The organism is Aeromonas sp. 604443 (assembly GCF_049170315.1).
Classification (GTDB): domain Bacteria; phylum Pseudomonadota; class Gammaproteobacteria; order Enterobacterales; family Aeromonadaceae; genus Aeromonas; species Aeromonas veronii_A.
In genome coordinates this window covers 722,371-734,655 of record NZ_JAAKMI010000001.1, presented here as the reverse complement: position 1 = coordinate 734,655, position 12,285 = coordinate 722,371, and the positions used below count along the sequence as shown (strand labels likewise).

General features: G+C 57.6%; 9 protein-coding genes. 5 read left to right on the top strand and 4 right to left on the bottom strand.

Annotated features, from left to right (window positions below):
* From mukB to G5380_RS03155, 3 genes are all read left to right on the top strand, one after another.
* A complete protein-coding gene (gene mukB, locus G5380_RS03165) occupies nt 1-4,428 on the top strand; it encodes a chromosome partition protein MukB (RefSeq protein ID WP_421352366.1) in 4,428 nt (1,475 codons plus the stop codon).
* Between the two features lie 221 nt (nt 4,429-4,649).
* A complete protein-coding gene (locus G5380_RS03160) occupies nt 4,650-5,036 on the top strand; it encodes a septal ring lytic transglycosylase RlpA family protein (RefSeq protein WP_421352365.1) in 387 nt (128 codons plus the stop codon).
* Between the two features lie 158 nt (nt 5,037-5,194).
* Nucleotides 5,195-5,722: a DUF6979 family protein gene (locus G5380_RS03155; protein ID WP_236727593.1), complete on the top strand. Its 528-nt coding sequence runs from the start codon at nt 5,195-5,197 to the stop codon at nt 5,720-5,722.
* A gap of 36 nt (nt 5,723-5,758) precedes the next feature.
* Here G5380_RS03155 and G5380_RS03150 read toward each other — a convergent pair whose 3' ends face one another.
* The 3 genes from G5380_RS03150 to G5380_RS03140 all read right to left on the bottom strand — a co-directional run bounded on the left by G5380_RS03150 (nt 5,759) and on the right by G5380_RS03140 (nt 8,608).
* On the bottom strand, nt 5,759-6,385 hold the full coding sequence (locus G5380_RS03150) for a heme-binding beta-barrel domain-containing protein (protein ID WP_421352364.1): 627 nt from the start codon (nt 6,383-6,385) through the stop codon (nt 5,759-5,761).
* A 298-nt stretch (nt 6,386-6,683) separates the two neighbouring features.
* On the bottom strand, nt 6,684-6,887 hold the full coding sequence (locus tag G5380_RS03145) for a hypothetical protein (RefSeq protein WP_319890235.1): 204 nt from the start codon (nt 6,885-6,887) through the stop codon (nt 6,684-6,686).
* A gap of 479 nt (nt 6,888-7,366) precedes the next feature.
* Complete coding sequence (locus G5380_RS03140; RefSeq protein ID WP_421352363.1) at nt 7,367-8,608, bottom strand: esterase/lipase family protein; 1,242 nt, start codon at nt 8,606-8,608, stop codon at nt 7,367-7,369.
* A 212-nt stretch (nt 8,609-8,820) separates the two neighbouring features.
* On the opposite strand from G5380_RS03140, the gene G5380_RS03135 reads away from it, so the two are divergent.
* Entirely contained in the window at nt 8,821-9,825 is a 1,005-nt protein-coding gene (locus tag G5380_RS03135) for a Wadjet anti-phage system protein JetD domain-containing protein (RefSeq protein WP_421352362.1), read from the top strand.
* A 41-nt stretch (nt 9,826-9,866) separates the two neighbouring features.
* Here G5380_RS03135 and G5380_RS03130 read toward each other — a convergent pair whose 3' ends face one another.
* Nucleotides 9,867-10,460, bottom strand: a complete 594-nt coding sequence (locus tag G5380_RS03130; RefSeq protein ID WP_421352361.1) for a hypothetical protein — start codon at nt 10,458-10,460, stop codon at nt 9,867-9,869.
* Between the two features lie 610 nt (nt 10,461-11,070).
* On the opposite strand from G5380_RS03130, the gene ygeW reads away from it, so the two are divergent.
* Complete coding sequence (gene ygeW / locus G5380_RS03125; RefSeq protein WP_005336811.1) at nt 11,071-12,258, top strand: knotted carbamoyltransferase YgeW; 1,188 nt, start codon at nt 11,071-11,073, stop codon at nt 12,256-12,258.
* The last annotated feature ends 27 nt before the right edge of the window (nt 12,259-12,285 follow it).

Here is a 12,285-nt window from a genome sequence, read left to right as displayed (position 1 = left end):
GTGCGAGGCAAGTTCAAATCCCTGACCATGGTCAACTGGAACGGCTTCTTTGCCCGGACCTTCGATCTCGACCAGCTGGTCACCACCCTTTCCGGCGGCAACGGCGCGGGCAAGTCCACCACCATGGCGGCCTTTATCGCGGCGCTCATCCCCGACCAGTCACTGCTCCATTTCCGCAACACCACGGAAGCGGGATCGAGCAGCGCCTCCCGTGACAAGGGGCTCTACGGCAAGCTGCAGCGCGGTCACTGCTATTCCCTGCTGGAAGTGATGAACAGCCGCGAACAGCGGATCTGGGTCGGCGTGCACCTCGAGCAGGTGGCCAACCGCGACAACAAGGTCAACATCACCCCGTTTGCGCTGGTGGATGTGCCGGAAAATCTGGCACCGACCGACCTGCTGCTGGAGAAGCTCGATGGCGGCAAGGGGCGGGTACGTGCCTTTACCGACCTGAAAGGGGCGGCCGCCGAGCTGGGGGCGCTGAAAGTCGCCAAATTCAATACGGTGACCGACTATCACAACTTCATGTTCGAGTTCGGCATCACCCCGAAGAAGCTGCGTGATCAAAAAGATCGCGGCAAGTTCTATCGCCTGATCGAAGCCTCCCTCTACGGCGGCATCTCCTCGTCCATCAGCCGTTCTCTGCGCGAATACCTGCTGCCGGAGAACTCCGGGGTGCGCAAGGCGTTTGCAGACATGGAGGCGGCCATCTATGAAAACCGCCGCACGCTGGAGGCCATCAAGGAGACGCAAGGTCAGCGGGATCTGTTCAAGAACCTGATCACCGAGACCACCCACTATGTGGCAGCGGACTATGTGCGCAATGCCGCCGAGAAGAGCCGCCTCTCCGAGCTGGCCCTCAAGGCGCGCCAGGAGCTGGCCGACAAGCGCCGCATTCTGGCCGAAGAGAAGCAGCGCGCCATCTATCTGGCCGACGAGGTGGAGCAGCTCACCAACCGCGAGAAACTGCTGACCGACGAGCTGGAGTCTGCCTCCGAGCATCTGGCCAAGGTGATGGCGGCTGTCAGCTTGCAGAAGAAGATCGAGATGTACCGCGCCGATCTGGCGGATCTCTCTGACAAACTCGAACAGCAGCAGGCGGTGGTGGAGGAGATCCACGGCCAACTGCTGGAAGTGGAAGAGCGCAAGGAGCTGGCGCAGGCAGAAGTAGACAGCCTCAAGACCCAGCTGGCCGACTATCAGCAGGCGCTCGATATCCAGCAGACCCGCGCCATCCAGTACCGTCAGGCGGTGCAGGCGCTGGAAGCTGCCCGCGAGCAGTGCGAGCTGCCGGGGCTGACTGCCGAACAGGCGAGCGACACCCTGCACCAGTTCCGCGCAGCCGAGCAGAGCCTCACCAGCCGGGTGCTGGGGGCCGAGCAGCAATTGGCGCTGGCTAAGGCGGCAGTGGCCGAGCACGAAGCGGCGCTGGCGCTGCTTTTGAGCATCGCCCCCGAGACAGTGCGCGAGGCCGCCTGGCCCACCGCGCAGGCGCTGCTCAAGCGTCACATCGAAGACAAGGCCCGTATTGCCCAGGGGCAGGGGCTGCGCGCCGCGCTGGCTCGCCTCGAGAAAGAGAGCGAAAGCCAGAAGAGTCTCTTCAAGCTGCGTGACGAGCTGCAGCAGGCCTCTGGCCAGCTGATTGCCAGCAGCGATGAGCTGGAGATCTTCCTCGAAGCCCAGCGCACTCGTCAGGAGGAGCTCTCCGAACAGCAGGCGGAGGTGAACCAGCGCCGCGCCAGCCTCGAGCATCAGGGCACCCAGCTCGGCCGTGATATTGCGGAGTTGACCAAGCTGGCGCCGCGCTGGCTGAAATCCTTTGAAAAACTCGAGCAGCTGCGCGAGCAGAGCGGTCTGCCGCTGACTACCGCTGAAGAGCTTTCGGCCGGCATGCAGACCGTGCTCGACAAGGAGCGCGAGTTCGAGCAGGAGAGCAACCGCATCGCAGCGCAGAAACAGGCGCTGGAGCTGCAAATTCGCAACCTGCAGCTGGGTGCTGGCGAGGCGGATCCGCGTCTTGCCCGCATCGCCGAGCAGGTGGGGGGCGTGCTGCTCTCCGATGTCTACGACGACATCTCCATCGACGATGCCCCTTACTACTCCGCGCTCTACGGCCCGGCTCGCAGCGCCCTGGTGGTGCTCGACCTTGAGGGCGCCATCGAGCGGCTGAAAAAGCTGGAAGATTGCCCGGAAGATATCTACCTCATTCAGGGCAACCCCGACTCCTTTGACGAGGATCTGGTGGAAGCGGACGAGCTGGGAGACGCCGTGCTGGTGCGCACCAGCAAGCGTCAGGTGCGCTTCTCCCGCTACCCCGAGCTGCCGCTGTTTGGTCGCGCCGCCCGGGAAAAACGGATTGAGCAGCTCGACCTTGAGCGCGAAGGGCTGATCGAGGGTTACGCCAAGGCTGCGTTTGAGCAGCAGAAGTACCACCGTCTCTACGGTCACTTCCGCGACTTTATCGGCCAGCATCTGGATATCGCCTTCCGCCCCGACCCCGAAGCCGAAGTGCAGGCCAAGCAGGCCGAACTGCGCGCGCTGCAAGGTGCCATCGGTGAGTGCGACAAGCAGCTGGCCGAGGCCAAAGCTGCCGGCGCCCAGCTGACTCGCCATATCCAGCTGGTGCAGGGCATGCTGCCCTTTGCTCACCTGTTTGCCGAGACAGAGCTGGCGGCCCGCCTCGAGGCGGCTCATGCCGACGTTGAGGCCCTTAAAACAGCCGAAGCCTTTATCGCCAAACACGGCAAGTCGCTGGAGAAGCTGGAAACCATGGTGCAGGTGCTGCGTCAGGATCCGCAGGATCTGGCCGCGCTGCAGGCAGCCTATGATGAGGTGAGCGACCTGCTGGCCGAGCAGAAGCGACGTTGTTATGCCCTCGATCAGCTGGTGGCCCGTCTGCCGCACTTTGCTTATCAGGATGCGCAAGACCTGCTGGGCAAGGCCTCCGAGATGAGCGAGCGGCTCAAAGAGAAGCTGAAAGCGGCCGAGCTGGCAGCCCGCACCGCTGGCGAGCAGCACAAGCAGATTGCCCTGCGCCACACCGAGGCGTTGCAGCTGCGCACCGCCCTCAACTCCAGCGTCGAGGCCAAGCGTCAGACCCTGACCGAGTTCGAGCAGGAGCTGGCGGCCATGGGGCTGACCCTCTCTGACGATATGGAAGAGAAGGCGCGTGCCCACAAGAAAGAGATCGAAGAGCTGCTGATCCGCACCCGTTCCCGTCGCACCAGCGCCGAGGCCCAGCTGCAGGTCACCAAGCGGGAGATCGAATCCCTTGGCGGCCGTCTCAAGCTCGAAGGCAAGGATTACTACGGCGCCCGTAAATCCCTGGTGGGTCACAAGGCAAGCTGGTCGCGGGTGGTGCGTCTGGCGCGGGAGACCGACGTCGAGAAGCGCCTCAACAAGCGCGAACTGGCTTATCTCGACAGCGACGAGCTGCGTTCCATGTCGGACAAGGCCCTCGGCGCCCTGCGGGTAGCGGTGGCCCACGACGAAGCTCTGCGCGATGCACTGCGTCTCTCCGAGGGCAACCGCAGCACCGAGCAGAAGGTGGCCTTCTACGTGCAGGTATACCGCTACCTTAAAGATCGCATTCGTAACGACATCATCCGCTCCGATGATCCGGTGGAAGCGATCGAGGAGATGGAGATCGAGCTGGCCCGTCTCGCTGACGAGCTCAAGCAGCGGGAAACCCACCTGTCGCTCTCCTCCCACGAGGTGGCGGCCAAGATCACCAACATCATCCGCCGCGAGCAGAACCGCATCCGGGTGCTCAACCAGGGCTTGCAGAACATCGCCTTCGGTCTGGTGCGCGGAGTGCGCCTCAACGTCAATATCCGCGAGGCTCACACCCGTCTGCTGACGGCGCTGGCCGACCAAAGTGCTATGCACAACGATCTGTTCGCCGACAAGGAGCTCAGCTTCTCCGAGGCGATGGCCAAGCTGTTCCAGCGCCTGAATCCGCAGATCGAGCAGGGGGATCGCAGCTATCAGGTGATGGGCGACGTGCTGCTCGACTATCGCAACTATCTGGAGCTGGAGATCGAGGTGCAGCGCGGGGCCGATGGCTGGCTGCGGGCCGAGAGCGGCGCGCTCTCCACCGGTGAGGCGATCGGTACCGGTCAGGCCATCCTCTTGATGGTGCTGATCAGCTGGGAGGAGGAGTCACGCCGTCTGCGTGGCAAGGATATCGCCCCCTGCCGTCTGCTGTTCCTCGACGAAGCGGCCCGTCTGGATGGCAAATCCATCGCCACCCTGTTCGAGCTGTGCGAGCGGCAGGATATGCAGCTGCTTATCGCGGCGCCCGAGAACATCAGTCCCGAGAAGGGCACCACCTACAAGCTCATCCGCAAGGTACAGGGCAAGCACGAGCACGTGCATGTGGTGGGTCTGCGTGGCTTCGGCTTCGCCGACGACAAGCTGATTGCCTGAGACGTCTCTGGCTCATCCCGGCACGGGATGACCGGTAACTAGTTGAAAGGGAGGCATTTGCCTCCCTTTTTACATGGAAGATATGGCAAAGTAGCCGCACCATCGCTGCGGCCTGACAATAAGGCGAGAAGTTGCTTGCGAACATGCCGCCAGTGTCACCGGCCGCATCGAAGATGCAAAAATAGCGCAGAGTGGAAAGAAGAAGAGAGGAGAGGGGAAAGGTGCAACATATCCAGAAAGGGCTGCTGTTATCTCTTTGCCTGCTGCTGGCGGCCTGTAGCAGCCGTTATGACGAGAGTCACGGCGGCAGCTGGCGCGGCTATAGCGAAACCGGCTATGCCAGCTATTATGCCGACCGCTATCACGGCAAAAAGACCGCCAGCGGCGAGTTATATCGTAACAACCTCAATAGCGCCGCCCATATGGAATTGCCCTTTGGCGCTATGGTGCGGGTCACCAACCTCGCCAACGGCAAGAGTGTAGTGGTCAAGGTCAATGACCGCGGCGCCTTTAAAAGGGGACGTATTATCGATCTCTCCAAATCTGCGTTTAGTGCCATCGGCAATATTCGTGACGGGATTATCAATGTAAAAATAGAGGTGCTCTAGGCTGGGGGGACCTGTTTATACACGAAAATGGATGTTGATGAATGATATTGGGAGGCTGACATCGACCAGTCAGCCTTTCGGTAGATAAAGATATAACATTGATTTGGATCAATATTTAATTCAGCTACAAATGGATTTGTTATCAATGGAAAAAATCGATGATCGTGATTGATATTTATTTTAGCTTATCTCGCCTGTTCGGCCTTACTATGGGGCAAAAGGAGGGATTAGTGATGATTATCTATGGTAAATATGGTGGTGCAGCGCTGAGAGCTGTTCATCTGATGGTGCAGAATAATTATGGGCATGCCACCGCTTGGGATATGGCTATTGCTGAAGCATTTGGTGATGATATTAGTACAGGGAAATTCAAGAATAATCCAAAGGTAACTTTTTTGACTCTTTGCAGTCTTGGTTGTATCAGTTGCATCATGCCAGTTCATTATGTAGCTGCGACCAAAACCAGAGCATATGTGTTGGCTGCCATTGATTTATTGTCACACAAGGATATTACCAAACCGATCAATCCCGAGCAGTTATGGCTGGAAGTGGTCTCGGCCTGTAAGAGCGGCAAGGTTGTTAAGCATAACAATCAGATGGATGTCATTCTGACACTCTGGTATGCCGGTGTGCTTAACCCCGAGTGGGATAGGGATGCCATCAGGATAGACTATCGACGAATATAAAAAAGCCAAGGTAATGAATACCTTGGCCATGAAACATCAATTGGTTCTGGTCAGGGATGCACTATCGGAGTGTGCGAATGGCTTGCCATACACCATCAGGTTGGTGGTTTGACTGTATTTGAGGAGATCTTTCTCTGAGAAGTCCAGAGTCATCGAGAAATCCGTGGTGGAATCATTAATGGTCATATAATTGCTTTCCGCAATACCGCGCTTGCCCGTCTTGAACTCGATTTTGTTACCCGCTTTGCCTTCAGTGACCACACAGACTGCACGGGGTATACAGTATGAGTTGTAAACAAGCTGATTGGTCTTGTCATAAATCAGATAGCCGCGTTGGTCATGAAATTTCCCATTATCGCTTTTTCTGAATACTTCCTGTTTGTAATACATGGCTACCAGATATTGTTCGCTGGCATTTTTAGCATCGGCTGCCGGTTCAAAAGTAATGACTTCGTAAAAGGGTTCCACTGCCGGCCCCCCTTTGCCAACTTTGCTACCCTCCTGGCCGGGTGCTACATCTACACCACCAGCATCAGTGCTTTTCCATGTGCCAGCCAACTGAGCTAATGGACCAAAATCCAGACCGTTGATAATAGTGCTGGACTCTGCGTGAGCGAGCGTGGCACAGGTAATTAATGCTATGGGTAAGATAAGTTTATTCATTGTGATAACTCCATCACTAATAATGACTTGCGAATAAATATGTTCAGCAAAGTAATTGTTATAACGGACCAAGGATGTGGTCAATGATATTGAGTGATGATGGTTCGTTTTTGTGAGGTATGATTTGCTTTTTCGTGGCTAAATAAATTGAATTTGATATAAGACAATGTTGTATTTTTTCATCGCGCTTCCTCAGATATATCGTGATAGAGATAAAGGAACATTGACATGATGCGATGATCATTATGTCTCCGGCGTGAATATTTCACTCAGCCCCATCAATTGAAGGCGATAGCCACTAACTCTGCGGCACCCTGACCCCTTTATCGAGATAGAGGCTGCTGTAGTTGGCCCTGTGGGTGACAAACATCACCTGATGGCGGCTGCCGTCGGAGAGGATAATAAAATCCCCCGCCTGAGCGGGGCTCTGCAAGGTGATCTCCTGCTCGGGGGAAGTCAGGCGATCGACATCTTCCTTGAAGGTGAGGGTGTAAGAGTACATATGGCGCTCCACTGCTGGCTCATATCAAACACTCCGTTGAAGGTAGTTGCTGGCAAGGGGGCGCGCGGCGCCCGATTGGCGCTGTTAGACCAAATATCAGCGATGAGAACGTGCGTGGCTTCAGTCGGGTTGTTCTGCTGAGGTGCGCTTGAGGCGTTTACATCAAGGCCCTTGGTATCAAAACGATGGTAAAGGGGCGAAAGGGGGATGAAAAAACCGCCTATTGGCGGTTTTTCTTATTCGATGGGCCCTACTTCAGGGCCTTCTTCAGCTTCTTGATCTTGCCTTCATGCTTGGCAATTTTCTCAAGACGAGCGGCGATCTTCTTCTTGATCTCTTTCTTGCTTGCTTTGGCCATCGGTGGCGCTCCTTTGCAGTGGGGACACATCAAGTGTCAGTGTGGGTCTTCCCTTTGACGTCCCAGAGTGCCACAGGGCTCCTGTGTGAACCAGCATTCTGTTGCTTTAATAGCCAGTTCGCTATAACTGCAAGGGGCTGAGCCAGCGCAGCAGTTGCTGGCCAACCTGTGGGTTGGCGAGCAGGGCCATATGGCTGGTGCGATAGACAATCAGGGTATGGGCAGGAAGAAAAGCCAGCTGATGGCGCGCTTCGTTGTGCTGACCGAGGGCACTGCGTAGCGGCACCAGTCCATCGCCAATCAGCCGGTCGGCCAGCAGGCTGCGCTTGGCGGTAGTGGTCGCGGCAATGGCATAGCAGTTGACGCTGCCGGGCAAGGGGAGTGGGACGCGGGGATCGCGCAAGGGCGCGGCGGGATCGGGCTGGGCCACTTCATCGCTCACCTTGCCGTGGCGCAGATCCTTGATGCCTGCACTGCGCTGCCGCGCCAGTCTGACGAAGGGTTCGCTGTAGGCGGTAGCGGGCAACAACTGTTCCAGCCAGTGACCGGCATGTTCGAGCGGCGCGCCGTGGTGTGGTGTGCCTAGAAAGATCAGATTGGCAAGGTGCGCAGGCCAGGTGAGCCCGGCCACGCCGGCATGGTGGCAGGCGCTGCGGGCAACCAGTCCACCCATGCTGTAGCCCATTATCGTTATCTCTTTAAGCTCTCCCGGCCAGTGGGCGAGCAGTTGCTCCAACAACATGGCCAGTTGCTGCCCGTTTTGTGCGATGGGCAGGCCCGAGTTGTAGCGCAAGTAAAGAGGCAGATAGCCAAGCGCGTTGGCAAGTTGCTCCCCGTGATTGACCGGTTTGCCTTGATGCTCGGTCTGCCACTGCAGATCGTTCATGCAGAGGCCATGGATCATCAGCAGCACCCGTCCCTCGCGGGGTAGATCCTCCGGCATCGCTTGCCAATCGAGGGGCTTGCCCTGATAGCGCAGGGTCATGGGGGTGGCGAAGGCATTGTGGTGTTCGACCAGCTTGTCCCCCAACACGCCGTTGAGCGTGGCGAGCAGGGCCGCGCGTTTCGGGGTTTCGGGGATCTGGTGGGGCGGCGGTGTGGCTGGCAGGCGGCTGAGCAGATGGTTGATGCCGCTGCTTAGGTTGTTGGCGGTGCCATGTACCCCCTTGTAGACCAGCCCGGTGATCCCGGCTGTTTTTCCCTCATCCCGTCCCTTGAGCCCCATACCGCTCAGTACCGCCTGATGTACCGCTTCGGTGATCTCTACCGCGGCGGGCAGCGCCAGAGTCAGCAGTTGCGCCAGCTCGCGGATATCCGAAAGATGCCAGGAAGAGGATGGCAATGGGTCTGTGGCGTCGGTCATGGCAAGCCCTTGTGGAAGCGGGTATCGCGTTGTCGTGCCGCGAAGAGCGCAGCGTATCTCTATATCAAACCAGCTTGCTCCCTTTGTAGCGGGTTTACCAGTAACGGGCCATGCATGGCGGGGCTGATAAGAACCGCTTGCGAAGCCGGTCACGGTAATGACAGGGAAAATCACCTCTACTTCGTCATATGAAGCCACATGGAGAGGTAAGGATGTCGCTGTTTGATGAGGTGCGGGTACAGGATTTGTGTGCACGGTTGCTCGATAGCCAGAACGAGAAGGGCTGCTCTCTTGAGAGTCGGCATGGTAGGGAGCTGAAGGAGCTGTTGCAGGCGGTGGGCGGGATCAAACCGGTTGGCCGAGGTGCTCATTATGTGTTGACCGACGCGGGGCGGACTTATCTGACCGGACAACTGGCACGGGCAGCGCCCCCCGAACCGGACAAGGGGGAGCAGCTGCAACGAATGGGAGTGAGTTTACCTGCACGGCTCAATCAGGCCTGCTTTTATGCCCTCTGGCATGGGGACAGCAAGCATTCGCGGTCAGCACCCCTTGCAGCGCCACAGCTTGCGAACTTGTCGCTCACGCAGGATGAGGTGATCCGCATCCGAACCCTCGAACCGCTCTCACTGGTCGATCGGCAGGGTCAGCAGCACGATATGACGGCAATGATGGCGCTGCTGGGGGAATTAGCGTTGCCGGAGCGGACTCTGGGCACGCTGGCGGCCATCGGCTGGCAAGGGGATCGGGTCATTACGGTGGAGAACAAGGGGGCCTTTGTCGACTACCCGCTGCAACCCGGGCAACTGCTGCTCTTTGCCCCCGGTCGCAATACCACCCTGGCCAAACAGCTGATCCCGCTGCTGCCTGCGGGCGTGCAGTGGGCCCATTTTGGCGATCTCGATCAACGGGGTATCGATATTGCCATCGAGCTGGCGCGCGAGCTAAATCGACCGGCCATGCTCTGGCTTCCCTGTGAGCTGCAACCTTATCTGGATCACTATGCCCGTCCGGTACGCACCTTTGCGACGGACAGTGGCAAGGTGCCCTGGCGTGTGACGACGCAGACTGATCAGGTCGATGGTCATGGCACGCTGGCAGGCGTTCCCTGGCTCGATAAACTGATCACAGACGGGACTTGGCTGGAGCAGGAGGTATTGATTCTGGCCCCTCACTGGCGGAGCTGGTCATTGGACGCGATGGGCAATCAGGGGTGAAACGGGGAGCCCGCGCTCCCCGTCATTTCGTGGTCAGCTGCTTACTTGGCGTTGATGGGCCCCTTGGTGCCGGCATCATTATCGACCCAGCCATCTTCACCCTTGATGCGGCGATCACCCTGAATGGTGTAGATGACCATGCCATCCTTGAACACCAGCGCGCCATCGGATTTCTTGGCATTGACCTTCTTATCGTTGACCCACACCTGATCCTTGCCATCGATGCGGATATTGGCCACGGTGGCGCCGGTTTGGGGGAAGGTGGCGATCCAGTTGCCCGCATAGGGGCTGGCGCTGGTTGCCGCGGCCGGAGCATTGCCAACACCGGTAGCCGCGTTCTCAGCCTTGGTTTTGTTGATATCGCAGCCATTAAGCTCGCTCACCTGAGTGCAGCCCGAGCGCTCCAGCTTCTGCTCATAGCTCAGATTCAGACCGCCCTCCGCCGCAGGGGCGGCCGTGCCAAATCCCGCCTTGGCATTTTCCGCTTTGGTTTTGTGAATGTCACAGCCCTGCGCCTCGGTAACCTGGGTACAACCGGATCGCTCCAGTTGCTCGGCATATTTGGCATTGATGGCGTGGGCAGGGGTGATACCGAGCAGGGTCAGGGTGATGAGCAGTGCAGCATTCTTGGACATAGATAATCCCTCAAAGATGTAAGTCATGCAGGTGCTTCCGCGCAGTTGCGGCAGTGAACGTCGGGCTCTTCTGAGCATCCGAGACAGATGCGCAGCTGGCGTATTCACGTTAGCACCTTGGGCCAACCGCGCCCAGCGATGTGGCCGGAAGATAAGGCGAGAGGCGATACGAGCGGGGAGTGCAGGGGAGACGAGATAGCAGCAGTGTCAACGCTGGAGAGATCATTCCAAGAGAAAAGGTGTTGCGGGCATTATCATAATGATAACGACAGCCCCGCTGATATCATTTCAGCCCTTGAAACTGACCTTTGATGATAATTCTCACCGATGGCGAGATATCACCTCTGATTATTATCACTCGGCTATTTTATGGCTTGGCTGATCCGCTCACCTTTTTATTGAATAAACCGCTTAAATAGCCGCTGATTTTGTGGGTGGCATCACACACTTTCGCCATTTATTAATATCTGCCTGCATTTTATTGGTTTGGCACGGTTATTGATTGCCTCATATCGACGCTAACCGACGCGCTCACCCACAACCGGGATGCTGGTGACATCGTGAGTGAAAGGGGAGCTATCCATATCTCATCCAATGATTGGGGCGAACGATGAAAGCAGTTAACGAATTAATCAAAGAGATCAGGGCACTCAAATCCAACCTGCATGAAAAAGATTTTCTGCTGACCTGGGAGCAAACGCCTCAGGAGCTGGAGCTGGTATTGAAACTGGCCGAATCACTCAAGACCCTGCGCGCCGAAAATATCTGCACCAAACTGTTTAACAGCGGGCTCGGTATCTCGGTTTTCCGCGATAACTCCACCCGAACCCGCTTCTCTTACGCCTCTGCGCTGAACCTGCTCGGTCTGGCCCAGCAGGATCTGGATGAGGGCAAATCCCAGATCGCCCATGGCGAAACCGTCCGTGAAACCGCCAACATGATCTCGTTTTGCGCCGATGCCATCGGGATCCGTGACGACATGTTCCTCGGTGCCGGCAACGCCTATATGCGCGAAGTGGGCGCCGCACTGGATGAAGGGTTCGAGAAGGGAGTGCTGCCCCAGCGTCCGGCGCTGGTCAACCTACAGTGCGACATTGATCACCCGACCCAGTCGATGGCTGATCTCGCCTGGTTACAGGAGCACTTCGGTAGTCTGGAGAGCCTCAAGGGCAAGAAGATTGCGATGACCTGGGCCTACTCCCCCAGCTACGGCAAGCCGCTCTCCGTGCCCCAGGGCATCATTGGTCTGATGACCCGTTTCGGTATGGACGTGACCCTGGCCCACCCGGAAGGGTATGACCTGATCCCGGACGTGATCGAAGTGGCCAAAGAGAACGCCAAGGCCTCCGGCGGCAGCTTCCGTCAGGTCACCTCCATGGAAGAGGCTTTCAAGGATGCGGATATCGTCTATCCCAAGTCCTGGGCCCCCTACAAGGTGATGGAGCAGCGCACCGAGTTGCTGCGCGCCAATGACCACGCCGGCCTCAAAGAGCTGGAGAAACACTGCCTTGAGCAGAACGCCAAGCACAAGGATTGGCACTGCACTGAGGAGATGATGAAGCTCACCAAGGGGGGCGAGGCGCTCTATATGCACTGCCTGCCGGCCGATATTTCCGGCGTCTCCTGCAAAGAGGGCGAAGTGACCGAAGGGGTATTCGAGAAATACCGTATCGCCACTTACAAAGAGGCGAGCTGGAAGCCCTATATTATCGCCGCCATGATCATGGCCCGTAAATTCTCCGCCCCGGCAGAAACCCTGGAAAATCTGATTAAAGAGGCGCAAAAGCGGGTGAAATAAATAACGGCAGGGCAGGGTGAATATTCA

What these genes read in the sequence shown, in the direction of transcription:
- G5380_RS03155 (WP_236727593.1), top strand. Translation starts at nt 5,195, where the DNA reads ATGATCGTGATTGATATTTATTTTAGCTTATCTCGCCTGTTCGGCCTT.
- G5380_RS03150 (WP_421352364.1), bottom strand. Translation starts at nt 6,385, where the DNA reads ATGAATAAACTTATCTTACCCATAGCATTAATTACCTGTGCCACGCTC.
- G5380_RS03145 (WP_319890235.1), bottom strand. Translation starts at nt 6,887, where the DNA reads ATGTACTCTTACACCCTCACCTTCAAGGAAGATGTCGATCGCCTGACT.
- G5380_RS03140 (WP_421352363.1), bottom strand. Translation starts at nt 8,608, where the DNA reads ATGACCGACGCCACAGACCCATTGCCATCCTCTTCCTGGCATCTTTCG.
- G5380_RS03135 (WP_421352362.1), top strand. Translation starts at nt 8,821, where the DNA reads ATGTCGCTGTTTGATGAGGTGCGGGTACAGGATTTGTGTGCACGGTTG.
- G5380_RS03130 (WP_421352361.1), bottom strand. Translation starts at nt 10,460, where the DNA reads ATGTCCAAGAATGCTGCACTGCTCATCACCCTGACCCTGCTCGGTATC.
- ygeW (WP_005336811.1), top strand. Translation starts at nt 11,071, where the DNA reads ATGAAAGCAGTTAACGAATTAATCAAAGAGATCAGGGCACTCAAATCC.